Source organism: Shinella sp. 20P9.1.1 (assembly GCF_057798995.1).
In genome coordinates, this window is the sequence record NZ_JBYOLC010000003.1 from 368,517 (window position 1) to 393,152 (window position 24,636).

General features: G+C 62.0%; 26 protein-coding genes, 1 tRNA gene and 1 pseudogene. 17 read left to right on the forward strand and 11 right to left on the reverse strand.

From position 1 onward, the window contains the following. Positions 1-93 precede the first annotated feature (93 nt). Entirely contained in the window at positions 94-747 is a 654-nt protein-coding gene (gene chpT, locus AC27VQ_RS07750) for a histidine phosphotransferase ChpT (protein WP_313531536.1), read from the forward strand. A 114-nt stretch (positions 748-861) separates the two neighbouring features. Beyond that, entirely contained in the window at positions 862-1,224 is a 363-nt protein-coding gene (locus AC27VQ_RS07755; protein WP_298094858.1) for a response regulator, read from the forward strand. Positions 1,225-1,368: 144 nt separating this feature from the next. On the opposite strand, the gene ctrA is transcribed toward AC27VQ_RS07755, so the two are convergent. After that, positions 1,369-2,067 (reverse strand): response regulator transcription factor CtrA, encoded by a 699-nt coding sequence (gene ctrA / locus AC27VQ_RS07760; protein ID WP_018327818.1) that lies wholly within the window; start codon positions 2,065-2,067, stop codon positions 1,369-1,371. A 530-nt stretch (positions 2,068-2,597) separates the two neighbouring features. On the opposite strand from ctrA, the gene AC27VQ_RS07765 reads away from it, so the two are divergent. Beyond that, positions 2,598-2,948 (forward strand): flagellar export protein FliJ, encoded by a 351-nt coding sequence (locus AC27VQ_RS07765; protein WP_244762352.1) that lies wholly within the window; start codon positions 2,598-2,600, stop codon positions 2,946-2,948. Positions 2,949-3,017: 69 nt separating this feature from the next. Here the strand turns inward: AC27VQ_RS07765 and AC27VQ_RS07770 are convergent, their stop codons facing one another. Next, positions 3,018-3,299, reverse strand: coding sequence for a GNAT family N-acetyltransferase (locus tag AC27VQ_RS07770; RefSeq protein ID WP_313531541.1), 282 nt, complete (start codon positions 3,297-3,299; stop codon positions 3,018-3,020). A gap of 141 nt (positions 3,300-3,440) precedes the next feature. Here AC27VQ_RS07770 and AC27VQ_RS07775 point away from each other — a divergent pair, with 141 nt between their 5' ends. Then, positions 3,441-3,893: a paraquat-inducible protein A gene (locus AC27VQ_RS07775; protein WP_488715813.1), complete on the forward strand. Its 453-nt coding sequence runs from the start codon at positions 3,441-3,443 to the stop codon at positions 3,891-3,893. Between the two features lie 67 nt (positions 3,894-3,960). Here the strand turns inward: AC27VQ_RS07775 and sciP are convergent, their stop codons facing one another. After that, entirely contained in the window at positions 3,961-4,236 is a 276-nt protein-coding gene (gene sciP, locus AC27VQ_RS07780; protein WP_007769470.1) for a CtrA inhibitor SciP, read from the reverse strand. A 437-nt stretch (positions 4,237-4,673) separates the two neighbouring features. On the opposite strand from sciP, the gene AC27VQ_RS07785 reads away from it, so the two are divergent. The 3 genes from AC27VQ_RS07785 (at position 4,674) to AC27VQ_RS07795 (ending at position 7,050) form a co-directional block, all read left to right on the forward strand. Then, positions 4,674-5,423, forward strand: a complete 750-nt coding sequence (locus AC27VQ_RS07785) for a helix-turn-helix transcriptional regulator (protein ID WP_313531545.1) — start codon at positions 4,674-4,676, stop codon at positions 5,421-5,423. A 220-nt stretch (positions 5,424-5,643) separates the two neighbouring features. Then, entirely contained in the window at positions 5,644-6,840 is a 1,197-nt protein-coding gene (gene mnmA, locus AC27VQ_RS07790; RefSeq protein WP_488715814.1) for a tRNA 2-thiouridine(34) synthase MnmA, read from the forward strand. A gap of 133 nt (positions 6,841-6,973) precedes the next feature. Continuing rightward, a tRNA-Met gene (locus tag AC27VQ_RS07795) sits at positions 6,974-7,050 on the forward strand. A 1,084-nt stretch (positions 7,051-8,134) separates the two neighbouring features. On the opposite strand, the gene AC27VQ_RS07800 is transcribed toward AC27VQ_RS07795, so the two are convergent. From AC27VQ_RS07800 to AC27VQ_RS07815, 4 genes and pseudogenes are all read right to left on the reverse strand, one after another. Next, the gene (locus tag AC27VQ_RS07800; RefSeq protein ID WP_488715815.1) at positions 8,135-8,407 is read right to left on the reverse strand and encodes a hypothetical protein; all 273 of its coding nucleotides are present in this window, start codon (positions 8,405-8,407) and stop codon (positions 8,135-8,137) included. A 531-nt stretch (positions 8,408-8,938) separates the two neighbouring features. Then, the gene (locus AC27VQ_RS07805) at positions 8,939-9,301 is read right to left on the reverse strand and encodes a hypothetical protein (protein ID WP_488715816.1); all 363 of its coding nucleotides are present in this window, start codon (positions 9,299-9,301) and stop codon (positions 8,939-8,941) included. Then, positions 9,249-9,401: a hypothetical protein gene (locus tag AC27VQ_RS07810; RefSeq protein ID WP_488715817.1), complete on the reverse strand. Its 153-nt coding sequence runs from the start codon at positions 9,399-9,401 to the stop codon at positions 9,249-9,251. The genes AC27VQ_RS07805 and AC27VQ_RS07810 overlap by 53 nt, the downstream gene beginning before the upstream one ends. Before the next feature lie 158 nt (positions 9,402-9,559). Beyond that, positions 9,560-9,751, reverse strand: a pseudogene (locus tag AC27VQ_RS07815) (aldo/keto reductase); the annotation flags it as partial. Between the two features lie 30 nt (positions 9,752-9,781). Here AC27VQ_RS07815 and AC27VQ_RS07820 point away from each other — a divergent pair. Then, complete coding sequence (locus AC27VQ_RS07820; RefSeq protein WP_488715818.1) at positions 9,782-10,201, forward strand: aldo/keto reductase; 420 nt, start codon at positions 9,782-9,784, stop codon at positions 10,199-10,201. Between the two features lie 431 nt (positions 10,202-10,632). Here AC27VQ_RS07820 and AC27VQ_RS07825 read toward each other — a convergent pair whose 3' ends face one another. Genes AC27VQ_RS07825 through AC27VQ_RS07835 form a run of 3 tightly spaced genes read right to left on the reverse strand, consistent with a single transcriptional unit; the run spans position 10,633 to position 13,497 of the window. Further along, the gene (locus AC27VQ_RS07825; protein ID WP_488715819.1) at positions 10,633-11,331 is read right to left on the reverse strand and encodes a 4-hydroxythreonine-4-phosphate dehydrogenase; all 699 of its coding nucleotides are present in this window, start codon (positions 11,329-11,331) and stop codon (positions 10,633-10,635) included. 4 nt (positions 11,332-11,335) lie between these two features. After that, positions 11,336-12,334 carry a 4-hydroxythreonine-4-phosphate dehydrogenase PdxA gene (pdxA, locus tag AC27VQ_RS07830; protein ID WP_488715820.1) on the reverse strand — a complete coding sequence of 333 codons (999 nt, stop codon included), beginning with the start codon at positions 12,332-12,334 and terminating at the stop codon, positions 11,336-11,338. Further along, positions 12,331-13,497, reverse strand: coding sequence for a four-carbon acid sugar kinase family protein (locus AC27VQ_RS07835; protein ID WP_488715821.1), 1,167 nt, complete (start codon positions 13,495-13,497; stop codon positions 12,331-12,333). Before AC27VQ_RS07835 ends, pdxA begins: the two co-directional genes overlap by 4 nt. A 75-nt stretch (positions 13,498-13,572) precedes the next feature. Between AC27VQ_RS07835 and AC27VQ_RS07840 the strand changes: the two genes are divergently transcribed. Further along, positions 13,573-14,481, forward strand: a complete 909-nt coding sequence (locus tag AC27VQ_RS07840; protein WP_488715822.1) for a LysR family transcriptional regulator — start codon at positions 13,573-13,575, stop codon at positions 14,479-14,481. Here AC27VQ_RS07840 and AC27VQ_RS07845 read toward each other — a convergent pair. Continuing rightward, entirely contained in the window at positions 14,478-15,455 is a 978-nt protein-coding gene (locus tag AC27VQ_RS07845; RefSeq protein ID WP_488715823.1) for a LysR family transcriptional regulator, read from the reverse strand. The genes AC27VQ_RS07840 and AC27VQ_RS07845 overlap by 4 nt on opposite strands. 112 nt (positions 15,456-15,567) lie before the next feature. Here AC27VQ_RS07845 and AC27VQ_RS07850 point away from each other — a divergent pair, with 112 nt between their 5' ends. Genes AC27VQ_RS07850 through AC27VQ_RS07885 form a run of 8 tightly spaced genes read left to right on the forward strand, consistent with a single transcriptional unit; the run spans position 15,568 to position 24,480 of the window. Continuing rightward, the gene (locus AC27VQ_RS07850; RefSeq protein ID WP_488715824.1) at positions 15,568-15,927 is read left to right on the forward strand and encodes a cupin domain-containing protein; all 360 of its coding nucleotides are present in this window, start codon (positions 15,568-15,570) and stop codon (positions 15,925-15,927) included. An 8-nt stretch (positions 15,928-15,935) separates the two neighbouring features. After that, complete coding sequence (locus AC27VQ_RS07855; protein WP_488715825.1) at positions 15,936-17,690, forward strand: choline dehydrogenase; 1,755 nt, start codon at positions 15,936-15,938, stop codon at positions 17,688-17,690. A 40-nt stretch (positions 17,691-17,730) separates the two neighbouring features. Beyond that, a complete protein-coding gene (locus tag AC27VQ_RS07860) occupies positions 17,731-18,852 on the forward strand; it encodes an ABC transporter substrate-binding protein (RefSeq protein WP_488715826.1) in 1,122 nt (373 codons plus the stop codon). Between the two features lie 45 nt (positions 18,853-18,897). Next, positions 18,898-20,025, forward strand: a complete 1,128-nt coding sequence (locus AC27VQ_RS07865) for an ABC transporter substrate-binding protein (protein ID WP_488715827.1) — start codon at positions 18,898-18,900, stop codon at positions 20,023-20,025. Then, positions 20,022-21,074, forward strand: coding sequence for an ABC transporter ATP-binding protein (locus tag AC27VQ_RS07870; protein WP_488715828.1), 1,053 nt, complete (start codon positions 20,022-20,024; stop codon positions 21,072-21,074). The genes AC27VQ_RS07865 and AC27VQ_RS07870 overlap by 4 nt, the downstream gene beginning before the upstream one ends. Next, positions 21,071-21,934: an ABC transporter permease gene (locus AC27VQ_RS07875; RefSeq protein ID WP_488715829.1), complete on the forward strand. Its 864-nt coding sequence runs from the start codon at positions 21,071-21,073 to the stop codon at positions 21,932-21,934. Before AC27VQ_RS07870 ends, AC27VQ_RS07875 begins: the two co-directional genes overlap by 4 nt. After that, the gene (locus tag AC27VQ_RS07880; RefSeq protein ID WP_488715830.1) at positions 21,927-22,769 is read left to right on the forward strand and encodes an ABC transporter permease; all 843 of its coding nucleotides are present in this window, start codon (positions 21,927-21,929) and stop codon (positions 22,767-22,769) included. Before AC27VQ_RS07875 ends, AC27VQ_RS07880 begins: the two co-directional genes overlap by 8 nt. Before the next feature lie 43 nt (positions 22,770-22,812). Next, positions 22,813-24,480 carry an amidohydrolase gene (locus AC27VQ_RS07885; RefSeq protein ID WP_488715831.1) on the forward strand — a complete coding sequence of 556 codons (1,668 nt, stop codon included), beginning with the start codon at positions 22,813-22,815 and terminating at the stop codon, positions 24,478-24,480. Positions 24,481-24,636: the final 156 nt, after the last annotated feature.

The window sequence follows — 24,636 nt, forward strand, 5'->3', positions numbered from 1 at the left end:
AATCATGGCGTGCTATGCGTCGCGCGGAATGGTCCCGCGTGCGCCTTCACACGGCGTCCCGCGATGAAAAATGCGTGGATCCAGGAGAAATTTATGGCGAAAAATCCGAACCTCACGCTGACAGGTCCCGATCTGGCAGCACTTTTGTGCAGCCGCGTCTGCCATGACGTCATCTCGCCGGTCGGCGCGATCAACAACGGTCTCGAGCTGCTCGACGAGGGCGGTGCCGATGCCGAGGCGATGGATCTCATCCGCACCAGCGCGCTGAACGCGTCCGTGCGTCTCAAATTCGCACGCCTTGCCTTCGGTGCCTCCGGCTCAGTCGGCGCGTCGATCGATACCGGCGAGGCCGAAAAGGCCGCGCGCGATTTCGCCGCCGCCGAAAAGAAGACCGAGATCACCTGGAACGGCCCGCGCGCCATCATCCCGAAGAACCGGGTGAAGCTGCTGCTCAACCTGTTCCTCGTCGCTTACGGCGCCATTCCGCGCGGCGGTTCGGTTGACGTGACGCTGGAAAACCCGGAATTCGACGCGGTCTTCAAGCTCGCCGTGAAGGGCCGCATGCTGCGCGTTCCGCCGAAGTTTACCGAAATCCTCTCCGGCACGCCGGAAGAGTCGGTCGATGCCCATTCCATCCAGCCCTACTACACGGTGCTTTTGGCCGACGAAGCCGGTATGGAGCTCGATGTCGCGGCAAGCCCGGAAGAAATCGTCTTCAGTGCGCGCATGGCCGCGGCCGCCGAATGATGCGAAAGCGGCCTGGTGTTAACCATGGCCGCTAACGCTTTGTTTGCCAGTGGGCGGTAGTATCGCTTCCTGTACTGTTCCCGCTTAACGAGCGGGAGACCTTAGGAGCAGCTAATGCAGCGGTTGATGATCGCCGACGGTTCCGATGTCGTCCGCAAGGTCGGCAAGCGTATTCTTTCCGGTTTCAATTTCCTCGTGCTGGAAGCCTCAAGCTCGCTCGAAGCGCTGGTACGCTGCGAGGCCGAGCTTCCCAACATCCTGATCGTCGACGCCACCATGGACGGTGCGCTCGAACTGATCGGCAATATCCGCAACCTGCCGCAGGGCAAGTCGGTGCGCATCTATTATTGCGTGGTCGAGGCGGACCTGAAGAAGATGATGATGGGCAAGCGCGCCGGCGCGGACGATTTTCTCCTGAAGCCGTTCGACCGCAAGATCCTGACCCAGGTCTTCAGCAATCTCTCGATCGCCGCCTAAGCGGCCGACAATCGCCCCATTTTCGAACGCGGCCGCTCGTAGGAGCCGGCCGCGTTTTGTGTTTCCGACGTGGCGTTTCATCCAGACAAAGAAAAACCCGCCGGCAAGCGGCGGGTCGAATTCTTGTGCGGGGAGGGCGGGCCGTCAGGCGCTTTCGGCGTAGTCGCCATCGGGCTCGCGCAGCACGTAGCCGCGGCCCCAGACCGTCTCGATGTAGTTGGCGCCGCCGGCGGCGTTTGCGAGCTTCTTGCGCAGCTTGCAGATGAAGACGTCGATGATCTTCAGTTCCGGCTCGTCCATGCCGCCATAGAGGTGGTTGAGGAACATTTCCTTGGTGAGCGTCGTGCCCTTGCGCAGCGAGAGCAGCTCGAGCATCTGGTATTCCTTGCCCGTCAGGTGCACGCGCTGGCCGCCGACTTCGACCGTCTTGGCGTCGAGGTTGACGATGAGCTCGCCCGTCGAGATGACCGACTGGGCATGGCCCTTGGAACGGCGTACGATGGCGTGGATGCGGGCGACGAGCTCGTCCTTGTGGAACGGCTTCGTCATATAGTCGTCGGCACCGAAGCCGAGGCCGCGCACCTTGTCCTCGATGCCGGCCATGCCCGACAGAATCAGGATCGGTGTCTTGACCTTGGACAGGCGCAGCGTGCGCAGAACTTCATAACCCGACATGTCGGGCAGATTGAGATCGAGCAGGATGATATCATAATCATACAACTTGCCCAGATCGACACCTTCCTCGCCGAGGTCGGTGGTATACACATTAAAGCTTTCGGACTTCAGCATCAGTTCGATGCTCTGCGCTGTCGCGCTATCGTCCTCAATGAGTAGAACCCGCATATCTGTCCCCTTTTCCGCCGCTCAAGGTACCTGGCCCCCTACGCGATACGGATCCAGTCGTTGCCTGATTTGGAGGCTGCCACGAAATGGTTAACAAATCCTGATTCACTTTGGCAAGGTGTATCGATCTGTTAATTATTTTAGGCAGACTCCTGATTTCTAATGTGAATCGGAAATGTGTCTCTTAATTTTTCTCGTTAAGAAACAACGCTAACCGACTCTTTAGACTCATCAATGCGAACCACCTTGTTTTTCGCGAACCGCATTTACTGAGCCTTAAATCATCGGACCTATGATTAACGATGCCCGTAAACGAAAGGTTACCAGCGGTAGGGATTCATTAATTCTCGCTAGGTTTTTTTTAACGCTCGACGTGTTTTGTCGGGTCACGGGTGGAAATACCGGCTTCAATGGGTGGTGAGAGCCACGTTTTGAAACTGATTTGGAAATGCCGGGTTAAGCGTTCGCCATCGTGTTCGGCGGCCGCCAGCCTTTATGCCGGGGTCTCGCTATCCACGGGAGTATTGCGTATGAAGTCGCGTGAGAGCCTAGTTCGCCTGAAGGAATTTCAGGTGAAAGACAAAAGACGGCAGCTGTCTCAATTGCAGCTCATGATGTCCGAATTCGAACGGATGTCGAAGGAGCTGGAAAGCCAGATCGCTATCGAAGAGAAGAAATCCGGGATTACCGATCCCAGTCACTTCGCTTACCCCACCTTCGCCAAGGCGGCGCGGCAGCGCTCTGACAACCTGCAGGTCTCGATCCGGGAACTGAAGGTGCAGCAGGATGCTGCGGAGCTTGCGCTGGAAGAGGCCGAGGCGGAGTTCGCCAAGGCTTCGGCGCTGGAAGAGCGCGACAACGCGGTCCGGCTTCGCGCCTGATCCCGTTTCGGTTCTGAAGAACCCTCGCGAGCGGCCGCAAGACCGCTCACGAGGGCTCTTCGCGTTTGCTTAAAGGTTCACGACGTCGGCCCAGTCCTTATGGCGCAGCGCCTGTGCCTTGAAGAACGGGCAAAGCGGCATGATCTTCCAGCCGCCCTTGCGCGCCTCTTCAACTGCGTGCGCCGCCAGCGCTTGGCCGACACCCTTGCCACGCAGCGCATCCGGCACGCCGGTATGGTCGACGATGATCAGCTGCGCCGAGGCACGGGAATAGGTCACTTCCGCCTCGTGGCCTTCGACGGTGACGGAATAGCGGCCCTTCGAGCCGTTGTCTTCGTGCCGGATATCCATGGTCTGCTCCTCGCTGATGGGGTGTCTGTGCCATCCTTTCCCGTTCGATCCGATCCGGCAAGTCAGGAGGATGTGAACAGTCCGTGCTGCATCGAGCCGAAACGGGTGCTATGCAAGGCGATCTCAAACGCGAACCGCCCTATGATCTTCGTCACTCCAGCCCTTCTGGTTCTTTCCAGCCTCTGCCTCGCCTTCGGTCTCGTCCTACCGCTCGTCCGCTTCGAAAAACTCTATTTCTTCGATGAGACGCCGTCGTTGATCGACATCGTCGCCTCGCTCTGGGGGCAGGGGAGCGGCGGGCTTGCCGTGCTCGTCGCACTGTTTTCCGTCGTCTTTCCGGTCGTCAAGCTTTTCGGCATGGCGCTGGAGGCGACCGCACCCGCGGAGGTGGGCGGCGGCAAGGCGAATTGGCTTGCCCGGCTGCTGCCGGTGCTCGGAAAATGGTCGATGATGGATGTGATGCTGGTGGCGCTGGTCATCGTGGCCGCCAAGACGAGCGGCATGGCCTCCGCCTTCACGCAGCCCGGCCTCTGGTTCTATGCAGCGTCGGCGATCATGACGGGTCTTCTGCAGATGAAACTCAGGCCGCATTGAGCCGCAAGTCGCAACAAAACAGCGGCCGCGTTAAACGCGGCCGCTTGGGTCTTGATCCAAAACGGGGCTAGTGGCGATACTGCTGGATGCGCGTGGTGCGCAGGCCGGCAAGGCCGTGATCGTTGATGGAGGACTGCCAGGACAGGAATTCTTCGACCGTGAGTGTATACCGTTCACAGGCTTCTTCGAGACTCAAAAGCCCGCCACGCACGGCGGCGACGACTTCTGCCTTCCGGCGAATCACCCAGCGCCGCGTGTTGGCTGGCGGCAAATCGGCGATCGTCAGGGGGCTGCCATCGGGGCCGATGACGTATTTAACGCGGGGTCGTATCAATTCGGTCATTGGACTCTCTACATAAACTCAAGACCATATGCGGGAACTCTAGCCCGCCACATTTAAGATTTGCCTAAGCGCACACTAACAATTTTCTAATCTTTTGAGCGGCTTCGCACTTGGCGCTCGCCTCGCGAGGCACTGGTTTCCGCTACGTTGGGGAAGAGGCCCGTTTACGGCCGCCGCATGGGAGCCATGCAAATATTTCATTTCTATTTTATTCAAATGCTGCTAATACGCCCCCAAATTTAAGGGGGCGGTATCGGATCGGTGCCACCGGAGCTCCCTGGAAGCATCCACATGAATTCCTTCCGCGCGCTGTTTCCTTTGGGAATACGGCGGCCGTGGCGTTTTTTAACGCTGCCTGACCAGGGATGCTCCAAGATTTTTCCGGACCGAGAATGCACACGAGCCCGGCGCGGCGCGCCGGCGGTTGGAAACGGAAAATGAGAGATCCAGACAACAGGCTCCTGCAGCAGGGCTGGCCGCCCGAGTTTTTGTCCACGGCGAATTTGGAAACCGTGCAGACCGAATATGAAGTGCTGCACCTGATGCGCCAATGCGCAAATCACTTCCGGTTCAGCCATTTCCTGGTGGCGCGCTTCCCGGCCAATGAGCAGCAGCGTTTTGCCGAGCGCCTGCTCGTCAGCAACTGGCCGGCCGACCTCGTGCGCAAATATGATGCGATGACGCTGTTCCATATCAGCCGGCTCGCTATCGAAGCCGGCATGACGAAGCTGCCGATCCAGGGCGACAGCACGCTCCTTGCACCGTCCGATTGGGAAAACACCCAGGCCGGAAGCGCAATCGCGCTTGCCGACAGCCACGGCCTGACATCATCCACCGCCTTCCTTCTGCATTCCACGACTGGCGATCCCTATCTGATGGTGTTTTCCGGCACACGCGCGCCGCTTGCCCGCGCCGAGTTGACGGAACTGCATTTCACTGCGTTGCAACTGTTCGAGTGCCTCGAAAAGACCTTCGTCTCGGTCACGGCCGGTCGGGAAAAGCTCTCCAGCCGCGAGGTCGAATGCCTGCGCTGGGCAGCGGCGGGCAAGAGCAGCGACGAGATCGCCATTATCCTGGGTATTTCGGTCTATACGGTGAGTAGCTATTTCAAGAGCGCGACCCGCAAGCTGCAGGCGGTCAACCGCATGCAGTCGATCGCGATCGCGTTGCGCCTGCGTCTCATCTGATTTCCCCTTGCGCTGAGATTTGCCCTTTCTGCGGACCGGAAGGGCAATTCCGTGCGTGGCCGGAAAGACGAGGTTTCCGGCCTTCTCTTGCTCTCGGTGCGGCAAGTTTCTATATGTCGCCCGAAGGATGCTCCGTTGTCGCGGGGCGCCGCAACGGCCGGTTTCGGCCCCAAGCCAAGGTGCGCAGCGGCAAAGGCCAAACCACCGGAACGGACCTCGCGTGAACAGTCTCGATTTCGATCGCAAGCCGGAAGATACCCGTGTCGTCGTTGCCATGTCGGGCGGCGTCGACAGTTCCGTCGTGGCCGGCATCCTGAAACGTCAGGGCTATGACGTTCTCGGCATCACCTTGCAGCTCTACGATCACGGTGCCGCCGTGCACCGCGCCGGCTCCTGCTGCGCCGGCCAGGATATCGACGATGCGCGCCGCGTCTGCGAAACGCTCGGCATTCCGCATTATGTTCTCGATTATGAAAAGCGTTTCCGCGAAACGGTGATCAACCCCTTCGCCGAAAGCTACATTGCCGGCGAAACGCCGATCCCTTGCGTCGCCTGCAACCAGACCGTCAAGTTCGCCGATCTGCTGGCGACGGCCAAGGACCTGGGCGCTGATGCGCTCGCCACCGGCCACTATATCCGCTCACGTCCGAACCCGCAGCCGGATGCGCCGGAGCGCCGCGCGCTCTATCGCCCCGTCGATGCCGAGCGCGACCAGAGCTATTTCCTGTTCGCCACGACGCAGGAGCAGATCGACTATCTGCGCTTCCCGCTCGGCCATCTCTCCAAGGCCGAGACCCGCGCGCTTGCCGAGGAGATGGGTCTTGTCGTCGCCAAGAAGGCCGACAGCCAGGACATCTGTTTCGTGCCGCAGGGCAAGTACACCGATATCGTCAACAAACTGAAGCCGAATGCGGCGCTCGCCGGCAAGATCGTGCATATCGACGGGCGCGTTCTCGGCGGCCATGACGGCATCCTGCACTATACGATCGGCCAGCGCCGCGGCATCGGCATCGCGACCGGCGAGCCGCTCTACGTCGTCTATCTCGACGCACGCTCGCGCCGCGTCATCGTCGGCCCCAAGGAGGCGCTGGAAACGCGCCGCCTTTACCTGCGTGACATCAACTGGCTCGGCGACGGTGATCTCGATGCCGTAGCCGCCGGCGGCTTCGACTGCTATGCCAAGGTTCGCTCGACCCGCCCGCCGCGCCCCGCGCGCCTCGCCTCCAACGAGCACGGCATCTACGTCGAGCTGTCCGAAGGCGAGGCGGGCGTCGCTCCCGGCCAGGCCTGCGCGCTCTATTCCGGTGAAGGCGAGGACGCCCGCATCTATGGCGGCGGCTTCATTCAGCGCTCGGAACGGGAAGCGGCTGCCGAAGACGCGCTGAAGCGCATCCTCGCTACCCCGGTCGCCGCCTGAAAAGCTCTGTCTCCCTAGGCCTGTGCGGACAAAGCGATTTTTCCTGCAAAGGTCGCTTGACACCCGCAGGAGCCGCCCCTTATAAGCCGCGCACCGGATGAAAAACGGACTTGGTTCCAATCGTCCTTCGGTCGGCGGAGTAGCTCAGTAGGTTAGAGCAGAGGAATCATAATCCTTGTGTCGGGGGTTCGAATCCCTCCTCCGCTACCATCGTATCCCCCACTCGTATTCTGGGGGCGGTGTCGGACAGCAAAGACCGCTGTAGCACGCCGCGACTTTTGACACGCTGAATGCGAATTTCTGAAAATCGCAACGACCTGTCAAAACCGGCTTAGTGCGATACTCAACGCCCCCTTGAAGACCAATTGATTTCCCGCCCGGTTCAACGCGACACCTCGGCCGGAACAATGAAACTATGCGGTCTGAGATCCATCGTCACCCACTGACCGGATAATACCTGTTCCCGCCCCTCAGGGTTGATGGGGTGCTCCTGGGCATCTAGCGCTCCGAGCCTATCGAGGAAGTCACGATCGTCTGCATCTCGCATATTCATGAAAAAACTGACCTCGACACCCTGCTTATGCCCCCCAAGAAAGCGTGGACGCTACCGAGATCAGAGCCGACGAACGCAGCCAGACGGCTAATCTCCAGTGTTCCGAGACATAGCGGAAATGCTTCTTTGACGCGCTCCCAAGCTCTCATTCGCAATTCTTGTCCGAAGATCCAGGCAGGCACATTCAAAATGCACTCCCAGACCGGCTCCTCATGCGGATAGATTTCTCCCGCCCAATAACGTGACGTCCAGTCGGCGTGATAGTGGTTTCGCCAGTTCTTGATCCAATTTGAATCAAGCCTCGTAGCTGGAAGGTCGCCATCAATCTCAAGCTCCACCATATTCTCGGCCCTGAAGTGTTGGCCCCAGGATTGCCGGGCGCTAACAGCGCTCGTTTGATCGGTGAAGCAATAGAAGCCGTGTAGCCTCGAAACGTGGTGGGGTGCCTCGGCGCGTCTGGTTTCCTCCAATTGGACCTCATAGCCGAAACGGGGTGACGATATGTCTCGTAAGAGGTTCGTCGACCACACAGAAAGGAAGCCCGGTTCTGTTGGAGGCGGCACCAAAACGCATCGGTAAGCCGCCCAAGCGCACACGGGATTGGAGATGTCTAGATAAGCCCAAAGTCTCGTCATGTTCATTATCGCGAAGGTTGCTGATATGCACTTCTGTCGGATTGCACACTGGATATACGAAGTCGCCCGAAGGGGGCTTAGTCCCCTCAAAAGCTATGGCGCTACGCTACCCTTTCTGGCCCGCCATGCATTTGACTAGCGCGGCGCCTGCTTTGGTCGATCCGCGTGCTTTGAGCAGGTGAGGCCGATCGCTGATACCGTCCTTGATCGCGATCTGCTTTTCAGCTTTGAAAAACGCAACCACGAAGGTCTCCGAATTTTCGACAGAGAGAGCGGTTTCAGACGCTGCAAGATTGTCTGCGACCGTCCCTACAGTGCCGGACTGTCCGACCAGCCTTTTGCCGTCGATCGCGAATTCTAGTTCGGGGGGTGAGGTCATTGAGGCTTTCCTCAAAAGCGAAGCCAGGGACAGCTCGAACCGTGAGACCCTGTTTCGCAGTGTCGCAGAAGATGATGACGCCTGATCTCATTGAGCTTGAATAGGAGACAGTGGTCATGTTTCCCCCGGAAAAGGGGTCGTCCTCGCTTTCAACGGTCCAACTTTCAAATCCGGCAACGGCCGGCGTCGATAGGGCCAAGAGCCCAGCGAAGACTGATATGAAACGTCGCATTACAAACCCCCTTTCACCCTGCAACCTCAAGTCATTTAGACAGATCAACGCGACGTTGCCAACTGGTGCGGTTTGGCGGTGATGAGAACTTCCTTCACGCTACCGTTTCGACCCTTCCCGGCAATCGAGTAGGAGCAGTCCAGCTCCTCGATCGAGAAGTCTTTGAACGTGTCGTACACGCCTTGAACCGCGTTTAAGGACAAAATGAAGGTGCCTCGAAGCCGCTTTAAGGCCACTGTCATGTCCGCGAACTGGTCACGGCCGAATGCATCCGGGCCATAATCGTTTTCGTTCCCCCATTAGGGAGGGTCGAGATAGAAGAGCATTCCCGGCCGGTCATAGCGCTCGATGAAGGAGTGCCACGGCAGGCATTCAATCACGACGCCTGAGAGGCGTTCGTGGATACCCGCGACCATCATCATGGCTTCGGCCTGGCGCGTTTCTGTCCCGAGCACTGTGAGGGAAAGCTTCTCTTCCTCGCGGTCCTGGTTGTTACGCTGCCCCTCGACGGCGGCTTTCGCCTCATCCTCGCTCTGGAAGATTTCCGGGATCTCGTAGACTGGCCCGTTGCCGGCTTCCTCAACTTTCTTGCGGATCGCCTCCTGGGCGTCATGCCAATGGGCACGGATCGTGCCGTACTTGGCGCGCGCCGTGCCGCGCAATCGTGCTGGTGTAAGAGGCGGTGCCGGTAAAGACGTGGGTGATGCTGTCGATCGACCACTGGCCATCGGCGTCGCGATCAATGCCGGCAACGGTCATCATGGTCTCGGCCTGGCACGTTTCCTTGCCGAGGACCGTGAGTAAGAGCTTCTCCTCCTCGCGATCCTGGTTGTTGCGCTGGCCCTCGACGGCAGCTTTAGCCTCGTCCTCGCTCTGGAAGATTTCCGGGATCTGGTAGACTGGCCCGTCGCCGGTTTCCTCAACCTTCTTGCGGATCGCCTCCTGAGCATACCCTCCACTACCAGTTTGATATGCTCCGGGCGGCTGTTGAGGCCCGGTTTGCGCTCGCCAGTTTCAAGATCGATGTTCCCGCCGAATTTGGTGGCGATAACGATCTGGTCACGGAACGGCTCGACGCCTTCGCCAAGGATGCGCTCGACTTCGTGGGGACCAACCAAAAGGTCGATCGACCATGAGCAAGGATGCTCTTCCACCCCTTCCGGCCGATGCGCCGGGTGCCACCAACTTCCGCTATCGTGAACAGCATGGCGTGGTTCTCGTCTGCGAAGACGAGGCGGCGCAAATTCGCCTTTGCACCGGACAACCTTCCGAACAATCTGGCTCTCGTCGAGCTCCTGAAAGTCTGGGCGGAACGCAAGCAGGCGCGCCTCGGCCAAATCGCCCTGGCCTGGCTGCTGGCCCAGACGCCGTTCATCGTGCCAATCCCCGGAACCACCCAGATGGCGCACATGATCGAGAATATCGGCGCGCCCGCGATCAGCTTCTCGTCTTCCGAAATCGCGGAACTGAATGCGGCCGTGGCCGCCATCGAAATCAGGGGCGAAAGACTGCCCGCCGCCGTCCAGGTGTTCTCGGATGTCGAGTCCCCCGAAAAATCCTGATCCTTCACAGGACGGCTGGCTGACCCGGTTCTGAAGGGCGCGATCCACTTCTCGCTAGCGTCCTTCATGTTTCTGACGTCCCGTCTACGGTTCCATGCACGCCAATGTATGCTGCCCAGCAAGCGTGCGTTGGTGGAGCCGATCAGATGCCTCCTAAGCCGCTATGCTGACGCGTGACGCACGTCGCGTTGCAATGGCCGCTTTGGGCGAACTCGGACAAGGGCACCAGATCCTACAATGTCCGCTCTAGCCTCTCGACAACAAACACCAGGCAGTCTGCTTGCGGCCTTAAACCGGCCACTCCGGCAAGCAACCTGTTACCCGGATTGGGAAGATGCTGCCAATAAAACCCACTGAACTACGCGGTTGGCGGTTCGAGTCCTTTCAAGAGCTTATCAGCGACATCATCGAATGGCACTTGGGAATGCGCTTCACAGCTCCGCGAGCCGCAGTGCTTGCGACTTGATGGCCGCAATGGAAAGGAGCTGGTGCGTGAGGCCGGGGAAGGCGGCAGGGAAGCGCCCGTCGAGAGCGGCGGTTCCAACCGTGAAGCCGGCGGCCTTGCCGCTGATGACCGCGTGAATGCGCTCCGGGCGGTCGATCGATCCGGCGACGATCACCGGTTTTCCGACAGCCTCACAGACGGCCCTGATCAGTTCCGGAACATCGACCGCGGCGCGGTAGGCAAGCAGGTCCAGGCCGTGAACGCCCTCCCGTGCGGCCAGCATCCGGGCGCTTGCGACTATGTCCTCGGGCGCGCCTTCAAGGATGCTCGGATGGCCGGTGATCCGGCCGGGGAAGGGGTAGTAACGGATGCCTGTATCTTTGATCAGAGGCAGCACGTCGTCGACATGGGTGCCGCCAAGCAGATAATCGACGCCGAGGCGGAGTGCGGAGCGAACGGAGGAAAGCTCGCTTTCACGATCGAGCGAGACGACTTCGAGATAACTCGTTGCGCCTGCCGCCTTGATCGCGCGCTGCAGGGTGGCGAGATCGTCGAAGGGCAGGCCGATATCCTTGAAACCGATATGGCGCACACCGGCGGCGATGACGGCGGGAAGCTGTTCCAGTGCATCGGGAATGGTGCGGTCATTGCTGGTCAGCATGAAGATGAAAGCGGGATGGGCCATGTTGTTATTCCTGATCGGATGAGGTGCCGGCCAGCCGGCGGGCATAGTCGATGGCGGTCTGCAGGCTTGCGGGGTCTGCGATACCCCGGCCAGCAATATCGAACGCGGTACCGTGATCCGGGCTTGTGCGAACGAAGGGCAGGCCGAGCGTGATGTTCACGCCTCTTTCCAGCCCGAGATACTTCACCGGGATCAGCCCCTGGTCGTGATACTGGGCGACGACGATATCGAAGCGGCCATTGCGGGCCTGCATGAACACCGTATCGCCGGGCCAGGGGCCGCTGGCATCGATGCCTTCCGCGCGCGCGGCGGCAATCGCCGGGCGGATGATGTGGATCTCCTCGTCCCCGAACAGGCCTCCTTCGCCGGCGTGGGGATTGAGGCCCGCCACGGCGATGCGCGGCCTTTCGATGCCGAGCGCCCGGCCGCCCTGATGGGCAAGCCGGATTGCCGCCATCTGGGCGGGGAAATCCGCACGGCGGATCGCTTCCGCAAGCGAGCAGTGGATGGTCACGAGCACGGTGCGGATATCGTCATTGGCCAGCATCATTGCCACACGCCCGCGGCCGCCATGCTCGGCCAGGATTTCGGTGTGTCCGGGATAGGATATGCCGGCGGCGGAAAACGCCTCTTTATGGATGGGGGCGGTGACAATCCCCGCGACCTTGCCGGCCTTTGCAAGCCGGATGGCCGCGATGATGGCATCGTAGGCCATCCTGCCCGCCTCGGCGCTGACGGTGCCCATTGGAGGAAGCTTGGTGAGGGTAGAGGATGTGAGGACATTCACGGCGCCCTCCTGGAGGGGCGCTTCGGAGTGTTCGACCACATTGAGATCGAGCGTGCCGCCGAGCATGGCAATGGCTCGCGACATCGCTCTGGGATCGCCGATGACGAGATTGGCCCGCAGTTCGGGTTTCTCCAGCATCGTCCTTGCGATGATCTCGGGACCTATGCCGGCCGGATCGCCCATGGTGAGGGCGAGAGGTTTCAGCAGCGTCGTCATGAATGCTTCCTTCCAATATCAAGGATGGTGTCGGCCGCATGGCGAAGCGTCTCCGCCGAGCCGAAACCGCCGGCCTTCATGGCCAGCAGAAGGACGCGGCCGCTTGGGAACAGCGCCCTGCCGAGCGGGAAGCCGGGCTCGATTTCGCGCAAAAGCGTGAAGCTACGGATCGACAGCCGCTCCATCAGGGCGTTCATCGTTTCCCCGCCGGTCGCGATGACCGCGTCGTAACGTTGCCGGGAAAGCGTCGTCAGGGCTTCGTCGATCAGCGTGGTCAGTACGGTTGCCGGATCGCTGGAGCGGTTTTGCGGCGCGCGAAGGCAGGCGACGGAAGCCTCGGTGTCTATCTCCGCCGAACGGTCGGCGATCGCAACGTCCGTCGCCGCTAGCCGGTCGCACTGCTCGTGGCTGACCGGGTTTGCGCTGCCCACGAGCACGAGAACACGGGCGAGGGCATTTGCCTGGGGTGTATGTGTCGCCGGCGCCGAGGGTACGATCGTCGCCAGAGCCGCCGCCATGCCGGGCGAACCGACCCAGAGCGTGGATCCGCGCGGGGCAAGCGTTGCCACCCGGCGATTGAGAATCGTTTGGCTGGTCGCGTCGAGGATGACGACCGGAGCATCCGCGATGTGCCGGCCGATCTCGGCTTCGGCAAGGTCGGCCGGAACGATGACTATCCTGCCCAGTTCCGGCTCGATCAGGTCCCTGATGGCCGATGTGCCTGCGGGGTGCACGGGATCGCGGCCATAGGCGGTCTCTGCGACGGGCACGCCATCCAGCAGCTGTATGCCGGCCACCGTCGTGCGGCCGGCCGCCGGGAAGGCCGGGGCGATGACCAGATGTCTCCGGCCGCTCGCCCGGAACGCCGCGGCGATCTCCGACCGGATATGGCCGCGCAGGGTTGAATCGATCGTCTTGTAGAGCGTAGTGCGTTTGGCGAGTGCCGCAACGGCCCGGCCGGTCGCCTGTCCGGCCGCCGCTTCGTCCAGCATGCGGCTGCCGGTGTCGATGGACACCAGCAGCTCCCGGGTTGCCGGGTGTTCCTGCCGGCAGATGAGGGGTGCATAGCCGCGCGCCAGGAAGGCAGCGGCGCCGTCCGCTGCACTCGTCAGATCGTCGGCGACGATTCCAATTCGTTCTCTTCTGTCAATTGTCTGTTCCATGCGTGAACAGTAGGCCACGGTGAAACAGGAAAAAATCGATATGATCTGACGAATATCGGTGATAAAAAATCACCAATGAAACGAGCTGAACTCCCATCTCTGGATGACCTGCGCGCCTTCGAGGTGGTGGCGCGTCTGGGCTCCGTGCGCGCCGCCGCGGAAGAGCTCAATCTCACCCACGGGGCCGTCAGCCGCCGGGTGGCGAAACTCTCGCTCGATACGGGTATCAGGCTCATCGAGCCTTCGGGGCGCGGGATCAAATTGACGGATGCCGGGGCGGAACTGGCTGCGGCGGCAACGGGTGCCATGTCCATGGTCTCGACGGTGCTTGCCAGGCTGCGCTCGGCGCGCGCCGAGGCCCCCGTGGTCATCTCCAGCGAACGTTCGATCGCCATGCGCTGGCTCATTCCACGCCTTGCTTCCTTCCAGGGACGATATCCTAACGTGGACCTGCATTTGTCCGTGGGCGGCGGGGCTTTCGACTTCACCCGTGATCACATCACGCTGGCAATCCGGCGACTGGATTTTTCGATCGACGCGAATTGGCGGGTCGAGTCCCTTTTCGAGGAAGCGGTCGGCCCCGTGATGCATCCCGATATGGCCGAGCGTTTCGCGGCTGGCCACTATGTGGCCCTGGCGGCGCGGACGCGGCCGGACGCGTGGCAAAAGTGGCTGTCGGCCCATCCTGATCGCCACAGGCCGGAATCCACGCGGTTTCTCGACCACCATTTCCTCATGGTGGAGGCCGCACTTGCGGGGCTTGGCGTCTGCATGTGCCCCCGGATCCTCGCGATCGACGATGTTTCCAAGGGCCGCCTCGTCGCACCGCTGGGATTTACCCCCGACGGATCGCGTTATGGCCTGATCAGCCCCGCCGCGGCGCAGGAAAGCCGGTCGGCCTCCCTGTTTCGGTCATGGCTTGCCGATACCATCGCGGCCGATCTTTCCGGTGAAGGCGGGCCTCTCGCCGGCTCTTCCGGCTAGGGGGCGTTTTCGTGCGCCGGCGGCCCGGCGCGCTCGATGATCCGGATTCCCTTGTCGGCGAGAACCTGCAGCAGCGATGACTGGTAGTGCTTGATGGCGCCGCGCAGCCAGGTCTCGAACTTGCGATGCGCGACGGTCGGTGGGCGGTTCCTGTGCTTGAAAAGAAGGTAGCACTGCGCGCTGACGAGTCCGACCCGGTAGGGCACGACGAAGCCGCCTGACTGGATGGGCGGCAGAGCGAGGAAGCTATCGCCGATCGTCAGTCCTCCGCCCGACGCCGCGACGGAGAGGCAGAGCGTCGTCTCATTGAAGACGGTGATGTGTTGCCGGGCGCCGCCGGCGTCGATGCCGGTCAGGCTGCACCATTCCTCGAACATGTCGTAGTTCGCATCAGCCAGATAGGGCGCCTCGCAGAGCGGCTTTTCAGGCCCGAGATGGTTCGTCGCAAAATCCGGGGTGCAGACCAGCATGTCGATCCAGCGGCAGAGGACGCTTTCCTGAAATGTCTTTGAGGCAAGCGCGCCTTCGTTCGCATAGAAGATACGGAAGTCGAAATCCTCATCTTGCCGAAGGACGCCATTCCTTTCCGCGGTGATCTCGACCGAGATGCCGGGATTGGCGACGAGGAACGTGCCGATCTGGCTGGCAAGCCAGCTTGACGCGAAGTCGCGACAGACGAGCACGCGAATATGCCGCTCGTCCGGCGCCCGCCGGCTGACCGCTTCAGTCGTCGAATAGATGATCTCAAGCCCCTGCCGTAGCCCGGCGAAAAGTTCGCCGCCGGCGGGCGTCAGCTCGATTGCGTTGCCAACGCGCAGAAGCAGGGAGCGTCCGATATCGGCTTCCAGCAGCGTCACCTGCTTGGAGACGGCAGGTCGCGTCACGTGCAGTTCCTGCGCTGCGGCCGAGATGCTCTTCAGTCGCGCTACGGCTTCGAAGGCGCGCAATGCGGTCAGGGAATAGTGCCGGCGCATCGTCTTCTCCGTTACTTCAGGTTACTGAATCGGGAAAACTTGTCACTTGTCAACGGGGGAGGGGTGCCACAGTCTGGACCCATTCGAAACCACTGCATCCCGGAGACTTCCCGTGCCGAAACCCGTTCGCTTTTCATCAACCGGACCAGATGGTTGGCTTGGCCTTCCTGATCTTGCGCTCGAGCATGCGGAGCTGCTTTCGGGAAAGCCGCTGGGTCTCGATCACGCCTATTTCTCGCGGCCCGAGAAGGGTGTCCGCGCCGGTATCTGGCGGTCGACGGCCTATACCGAGCGTTACGAGGATTATCCGACCGACGAGTTCATGGTCGTCCTGGAGGGCGAGGTTTCGCTGGAGGCGGACGACTTCCACGAGACCTATCGCAAGGGGGACAGCTTCCTCGTGCCGAAGGGGTTCAAGGGCGTGTGGCGCCAGCCGGTCGACATGCTGAAATTCTACGTGATCATCGAATAGGTCCGGCCGTGCTGAACGAAGGACGATACGACTATATCATCGTTGGCGCGGGGTCCGCCGGCTCGGTGCTGGCGAACCGTCTCGGGGAAGATCCCGCCACGCGCATCCTCGTCATCGAGGCGGGTGGCAGCGAGAAGTCGATCTTCGTCGATATGCCGGCGGCGCTGTCGATCCCCATGAACACCGCCCGCTTCAACTGGGGCATGAAGACCGATCCCGAGCCCCATCTTGGCGGTCGCGAGGTGAACCTGCCGCGCGGCAAGGGTCTCGGCGGCTCCTCCTCCATCAATGGCATGTGCTGGGTTCGCGGCAATCCGATGGACTATGAGCTTTGGGAGGCGCTCGGAGCATCCGGCTGGCGCTGGTCGAACGTTCTGCCCTACTTCCAGCGGCTTGAGAATGTCGAAGGCGGGGGCGCGCTCCGGGGAACGGCCGGCCCGGTCACGGTGCGGCGTGGCGCGGCGGCAAATCCGCTCTACGGTGCCTTCGTGGATGCCGGCTGCCAGGCCGGCTATGCGCGCAGCGCGAATATGAACGAGCGCCAGCACGAAGGCTTCGGGCCGATGGAGATGAATGTCGGTGGCGGTCGGCGGATGGGTGCGGCGCGTGCCTATCTTCGCCCGGCCGAGGCGCGCGGCAATGTCCGCATCGTCACCGGCGCCTTGGTCAATCGGGTCGCGATGGAGGGGCGACGTGCGACGGGCGTTGATTTCATGGTCGCCGGCGAACTTCGATATGCGACGGCTACGCGGGAGGTCATTCTTTCCGCCGGCTCGATCATGTCGCCGGCGATCCTCAAGCGCTCGGGCATCGGACCGGCGGGGGAGCTTGCGCGGCATGGCATCGCGGTTGTGGCTGATCTACCGGAAGTCGGCGAGAATCTGATGGACCACCTGGAACTCTATCTCCAGATGGAATGCACGCAGCCCGTCAGCCTCTTTCCGACGCAAAGCCTCTGGGGCAAGGGGCGCATCGGAATCGAGTGGCTGACGATGAAGCGCGGCCTCGGCGCGACCAATCATTTCGAGACAGGCGGCCATATCCGTAGCCGCGCAGGCATCGTCTATCCCGATATCCAGTTCCATTTCCTGCCGCTCGCCATCTCCTACGATGGCAAGACGCTGGCCTCCGGCCATGGCTTCCAGGTGCATGTGGGCACCAAGCGCTCGAAGAGCCGTGGCTGGGTGCGCCTGCGGGACGGGCGGCCGGAGAGCCTGCCGCGCGTTCGCTTCAACTATATGAGCCATCCCGACGACTGGGACGAGTTCCGCGCCTGCATCCGCCTGTCGCGGGAGATTTTCGACCAGCCGGCCTTCGCGCCCTATCGGGGCCGGGAATTGGCGCCGGGGGCCGCGGTGGAGGATGACGAGGCGCTCGATCATTTCCTCAAGGCGAAGCTGGAAAGCGCCTATCACCCCTGCGGCACCTGCCGCATGGGAACGGACGACGGCGCGGTCACCGACCCGCAAGGGCGCGTTCGCGGCATCGCGTCACTACGGGTGGTCGATGCTTCCCTGATGCCCCAGGCGACCGCCGGCGATCTCAACGCGCCGACCCTCGTTCTGGCGGAGCGGATGGCCGACCTGATCCGCGGCCGGCATCTGCCGGAAGCGACGGATGCCCCGCTATTGGCCGATCCGCACTGGCGCACCCGCCAGCGGGGCGACGCGATCACCCGGGATTATGCGCAGGAGCGGGACACGCTCGCGGCGGCGCTGCTGGCAAATGCTCGCGGCGAGCCTGTACCGGCCGACGCCATGTGATGTGCCTGCCATCGCGCGCAAGGAACAGAGGGAGGAAAGCATGAAGGGCATTGAAGGAAAAACCGCATTGTCGCGCCGGCAGTTCCTCGGCGCCGGCGCCTTCGCGTTCGCCATGCCCGCCATCATCGGGCGTGCTTCCGTGGCTTCGGCCAAAACGAGTTTTGCGGGCGAGGAACTGATCGTGGTCCCCTGGTCCGGCAATTACGAGACCGTCTTCAAGGAGACGGTGGTCGACCCGTTCAACGCGCAATACGGCACCCGCGTCGAAAGCGTCGGCGGCTGGGACCAGATGGTGCCGCAGATCCTCGCCGCACCGGCCGACAATCCGCCTTTCGACATCACGATTACGGAAGAGGCCATCACGCTTCAGGGTGTCGCGGAGAAGATCTGGCTTAAGAACAACAGGGCCGCCCTTCCCAATCTCGATGCGGTTTATCCCTATTTCGCCGAAACACGGCCGGGAGCCGAGGACTACGGCGTGCCCTTTGCCGGCGGCACCTGCATGCTGATGTTACGCAAGTCCCTCGACCTTTCTCCCAGCAGTTGGTCGCTTCTGTGGGAGGACAGGCTTGCAGGCAAGACAACACTGGACGGCTCCTCCTGGTGGTGGACGCTTTCCGTGGCGGCCCTGAAGCAGGGCGCGAAGCTAGATGCGCTCTATTCGACGACGAGCGCCGAACCTTTCTTCGCCGAACTCGACAGGCTGAAGGTCGCCCGCTGGTACATGACCGGCGCGGAGCAGGCGGCCGTGCTGAACCAGGGCGAGGCGGATGCTGCGCTCACCTATTCGTCTGATGCCTTCATCTTTCTGCAGGACAGCCCCGACGAGTACATCGCCGCGGTGCCGGACGAGGGCACATCGGCATGGACGGACTGGTTCGTGAAGGTCCGCGGCACACGCCACGGCGATCTCGCCGACCTCTTTTCCAACTATCTTCTGGCGAAGGAAACCCAGGACCGCTTCCTCGCGAAATCAATGGTCTTCATGTCGCGCCGGGATGTCGCCGTGCCCGCCCATTGGCACAACTATCCGCGCTCGAACGAGGATCTCCATAGCATGTTCCAGCTCATCACGATGAAGGGCTGGGGCGAGATCAACGCGGATTATCAGGTCTTCGACAGCAGGATGAAAATGACAATCGCCCGGTCGTCCGGCCGCTAGCGGCCGTTCGGCAAACGCTCATCGTTAAAAAAGGGGAACACCAGAATGAGCAATGACCTCAAAAGCATCCCGCTCTCCCGCCGGAGATTTCTGGGCGCGGGCGCCGCGCTGATCGCTGCGCCGGCCATCATAGGCCGCGCATCCGTCGCCTCCGCCGAGAAGAGCTTCGCGGGGGAAGAACTGATCGTCATGTCATGGTCCGGAAACTACGAGACCGTGTTCAAGGAAACCGTGATCGACCCATTCAATGCGCAATATGGAACTGCGGTGGAAAGCACCGGCGGCTGGGACCAGATGGTACCGCAGATTCTGGCCGCGCCGGCAGACACGCCGCCTTTCGATATCACCATAGGCGAGGAATATGTGTCCATCCAAGGCATCGCCCAGGGTCTGTTCCTCAAGAACGAAGTGGCTGCTCTTCCCAATCTGGGTGCCGTCTATCCCTATTTCGACGAAACCCGGCCGGGTGCGGAAGGTTTTGGCGTGCCCTTCGCCATCGGCACCTGCATGCTCCTCATGCGCAAGTCGCTCGACATCGCGCCGGACAGCTGGAATCTCCTGTGGGACGAAAGGCTCGCGGGGAAGGTGACTGTGGATGGCTCTGCCTGGCACTGGCCGCTCTCCCTGACGGCATTGACCAAGGGAGCGAGCCATAAGATCGACGAGATGTATTCGTTGGCAAGCGCTGAACCTTTGTTTGCCGAGATCGACAAGCTGCGCCCGGCGCGCTGGTACATGACGGGTGCGGAACAGGCGACCGTGCTCAATCAGGGCGAGGCGGACGCTGCGCAGACCTATTCCTCCGACGCCTTCGGTTTCCTGCAGGACAGCCCCGACGAATATGTCGCCGCCGTGCCTAAGGAGGGCACCTCGGGCTGGACGGACCGCTTCTTCAAGGTCCGCGGCACGCGGCACAACGATCTCGCCAATCTCTTCTCCAACTATCTTCTGGAGAAGGAGACGCAGGACCGCTTCCTGTCGAAATCCATGGTCTTCATGTCTCGCAAGGACGTCACCGCTCCCGATCACTCAAAGGACTATCCGCGCACCAATGAGGACGTTCACGGCCGCTTCCAACTCATCACCATGAAGGGCTGGGAGAAGATCACCGCCGACTACGCGACCTTCGACAGCCGCATGAAACTGTCCATCTCCCGGTCGGCCGATCAATGATCCGCTCCGAACCAGCTCTCGAACTCGACCGGCTCCACCGTGCTTATGCCGCGGTGGTCGCGGTCGATGATGTCACTCTCTCGCTTGCAAAGGGCGAGTTTCTGACCCTGCTCGGCCCGTCCGGATCGGGAAAGACGACGACGCTGCGGATGATTGGCGGCTTCGAGGCGCCTGATGGCGGTGAAATCCGCATTAATGGCGCCCCGGCACAGCACCTGCCGCCCTATCTGCGCGACACGGCGACGATCTTCCAGTCGGGTGCGCTTTTTCCGCACAAGACCGTGGCGGACAATATCGCCTTCGGCCTGCGGATGCGGGGCGTGCCGCGCGACGAGATCGCACGCAGGATCGCTGAATCGCTCGATGTCGTAAGGCTCACCGGCAAGGAGGACCGGTATCCCGAACAGCTCTCGGGTGGCCAGCGCCAGCGTGTCGCGCTCGCCCGCTCGCTTGCGGTCCGTCCGTCCGTGCTGCTCTTCGACGAGCCGCTCTCCGCGCTGGACCTGTCGCTGCGATTGCAGCTGCGCGCGGAAATCCGCCGTCTCCACCAGCAGATCGGTTTCTCCGCAGTTTACGTCACGCATGACCAGGACGAGGCGATGGCCCTGTCCGACCGGGTAGCCGTGATGAACCGTGGGCGCATCGAGCAGATCGATCGCCCGGATGTCGTCTACGGCGCGGCCAGCACGGAATTCGTCCACGGCTTCGTTGGCGAAAGCTCCTGTCTCGACATCCTTGCCGACGCGGAGGGGTATCGTGACAGCGGCCGTGTGCCTCTTCCCTTGGCCCTCGCCGAGCGCCTGCCGCCGGGATCGCACCGGCTCTATCTGCGTCCTGCGCGCCTTCGCCTCGGGCCGGATGCGGAAGCCGCGCCCAACCGGCTGCAAATGCGCGTCGATACCGTCGAATATCTCGGCGACAGCTGGCGCTACCACCTGGCTGCCGGCGAGGTTGCGCTGGTCGCCGATCATCATGCGGATCTGGGTTTCGGTCCCGGTGCGGATGTTACCCTCGGCTGGGAGGCCGCGGCGATGCGGATATTCTCATGAGACGGCCCGGCGAAAGCCGCCTGGCGGCCTGGCTTGTGATGGCTCCTGCGCTCTGTCTCTCCGTCGCGGGCTTCGGGATTCCGGCGCTCTACATGGCGCGCATGAGTTTCAACGAGCACGAGCCGCAAACCGCCTTCTCGCCCGGCTTCACCTTCGAAAACTATCACCGGCTGGTGTCCGATCCGCTGATCCTCACGGTCATCTGGAACACGGCGCGCCTTGCGCTCGTCGCCTCCGTCGCCACGGTGGCCATTGCCTATGCCTTCGCACTGCTGGTCTGGTTGCGGCCGGGGCGCTGGCGTCTCCTTTTCGTCGGCGTCGCGCTGCTTCCCATGCTGGTTTCGGAAATCGCGACGATCTTCGGCTGGTGGACGATCTTTCCCAAAAACGGCCTGCTCAGCTATGCGCTGGTTTCGTCCGGGCTCTTCCAGGACAAGATCAGCCTGATGTACACCGAGAGCGCCGCGCTGGTGGGGCTCGTCTATGTCACGCTGCCCTATTGTTTCTTCATCCTGCTGTCCGTCTTTGACGGGCTCGATCGCCGCACGCTCGAAGCCTCGGCCGACCTCGGCGGCCCGCCCTGGACGACCTTTGCCGAGATCATCCTGCCGCAGACGCGGGTCGGCTTGCTTGCTGCCTTCGCGCAGGCCTTCATCTGGACGATGGGCGCCTACGCGACGCCGCTGGCACTCGGTCCCGATACGCTTTGGACGCTCGGCTATTTCATCCAGGACCAGATGCTGGGCAAGCACCACTGGCCGATGGCCGCAGCACTCTCCATGGCGCTGACCCTCGCGGTATCGTTGATGATCCTGCTCGTTCGCTGGCTGCAACCTGAACAGAGGTCGTTCCATGTCTAGCCTTGTCCGTGCCTCCTCGCCGCTGGGCGGCCGCCTGCTGCGCCTTGCGGGAATTGCCTTTTGCCTCACGCTGGTTGCTTACATCCTGATCCCGATTATCGTCACGCTCGTCATGTCGTTCAGCGGCAGTCAGCAATTGCGGTTTCCCATCACCGGCTGGTCGCTGAAATGGTACGTCACGTTCGCGAGCAGCCCGCAATGGGTGCGCGCGCTGACGAACAGCCTTTTCATCGCCACCGGCACGATGGTTCTGTCCACCTGTACCGGCGTTGCCGCCGCATGGGTCTTCACCCGCCATCGGTTCTTCGGCGCGTCGGTGCTATACCTTGCCATCGTGGTGCCGCTGTTCATGCCAGGCGTTGTGCTCGCACTCGGCATCGCCATGACCTTCAGCAGGATAGAGATGTTCGGCGCGTCGCCTTTCGGGTCGCCTTATCTGGTGATCCTTTCCCATTCGCTCTGGGCGATGCCGCTCGTCTTCCTGTTGATGGAGGCGGTGTTTCGCACCCTTGACCAGCGCCTTGTTGAGGCCGCCTTCGATCTCGGCGCGCGGCCGCTGCGCGTCTTCATCGAGGTCGTGCTACCGAGCTGCCTGTCGGGCATCCTATCCTCGGCGCTCTTTGCCTTCGTCATCTCGCTCAATGAGTTCATCATGGCGCTCTTCCTGACGGACCGTGATAGCCAGACTTTGCCGGTTCTGATGTGGCTGTCGCTGCGCTCGGCCGCCACGCCGCAACTCGCCGTCGCCTCCATGACGCTGACCGCCGCCGTTCTCCTCGGTCTGGCGCTCATCGCGATCCTCACCACGACAAGGCTGCGTCTGCAGTCCCGCTGACCGCCGCGCCACCCCGCATGACAACCAAATGGAGCTTTGCGCCATGTCCGCCGATATGATCATCGAGAATGCCAGAATCCTGACCATGGACCCGTCTCTTCCGCGCGCGGAGGCCATCGCCGTCAAGGACGGCGAGATCCTGTCCATCGGCGAGCGGGCCGCGATTCTCGGCCTGCGCAACGGCTCGACCGAGATGGTCGACGCGCGGGGCGCAACCGTCCTGCCTGGGTTCATCGAGTCGCACATGCATCTTGCCTGGGGTGCCATGGGACTGGGCGGTCTCGATCTGGGAGGTGTGCGTGGCTTCGATGCGCTGGCGCAGAAGATCGGCGACCATGCGAAGGCCAATCCTGAGGTTACGGTGCTTCGTGCCAATGGTGCGGATCACGAAATACTACCCAATGGCGAGCGGATCACACGGCATCATCTCGACCGCATCGTCGCCGACCGCCCCTTCGCCATGACCGCGGCGGAGGGGCATACGATGTGGGCCAACACCCGCGCCTTGGAGGCGGCCGGCCTGCTGCATGGCAAGGACCTGCCGCCCGGCAACGAGATCCTCATGGGCGCGGACGGGCTTGCCGGCGGCGAGCTACGGGAATGGGGCGCCTTCGAGCCCGTGCTGGAGCTGAGCGGTGAACTGCGCCTGTCGCTCGGTCTCATCACCGGCGGCGAACCCGATCGTCCGCCGACGGACGTCGAGCGCGCGGCCGACAGGCAGATGACCAAGCGTGGCCTTGACTATTGCGCGAGCCAGGGCATTACGTCGCTGCACAACATGGACGGCAATCTCTACCAGCTCGAACTGCTGGCCGAGATCGAAGCCGAAGGCGCGCTCTCGGTGCGGGCCCAGATTCCCTTCCACTACAAGAATTTCATGACGCCCGATGTGCTGGAAAAGGCCTCCGTCATGGCCGAGCGCTACCGGTCTGAATGGCTATCCTCCGGCATGGTAAAGGCCTTCATGGACGGTGTTCTGGATAGCTGGACCGCCTACATGGACGAACCGTATGCCGACCGCACCGATTGGCATGGCGAACCGCTGTTCACCCAGGAGCATTTCAACGCCTTTGCCGCCGAGGCTGACCGGCGAGGCCTGCAGATCGCGGTGCATGCCTGCGGCGACGGATCCGTGCGCTCCATCCTCGATGGCTACGAGCATGCCCGCCGCATAAACGGTGCGCGCGACAGCCGTCACCGCATCGAACATGTCGAGGTCATCCGCCCCGCCGACATCCAGCGGCTGGTCGACCTCGGCGTCATCGCCGCCATGCAGCCGCAGCATCCGCCGGGCGCAATGAACCTGCCGCTGGAGCCCACGCTGTCACGCGTCGGCCAGGCACGCTGGCCCTATGCCTGGGCCTCACGCACCCTGCGTGAAGCCGGCGCCCACATTCCTTTTGCCTCCGACTGGCCCGTCTCTCCGATCTCTCCGATCCTCGGCATCCAGGCCGCCATCCGCCGCAAACCCTTCGCACCGGGTTATCCCGACCAGAGCTGCACGCTGATGGAGGCGCTCTCGGCCTATACGGTTGAGGGCGCCTATGCCCAATTCATGGAACACCGCAAGGGCCGACTGAAATGCGGCTATCTCGCCGATATCGTCGTGCTTTCCCACGATATAGAGCTGATGCAGGCGGATGTTCTGCACGAGGCGGAGCCTGCGATCACGATTTGTGGCGGCAAAGTCAGCTATCGCAGAGGCGCTTAGTCGGCCATTAGATCCGCGATTAGAATCTCGAGTCCGTGCGCATTCTGCAACAGCGGGGCCGCCGGTTCGCATCCGTTCAAGAGCTTTTTTCAAACCTAAGACTGTCGGCGGCGTCCTGCTGACTTTGAGATATGCGGCGATGACCTCGTTGGCCAT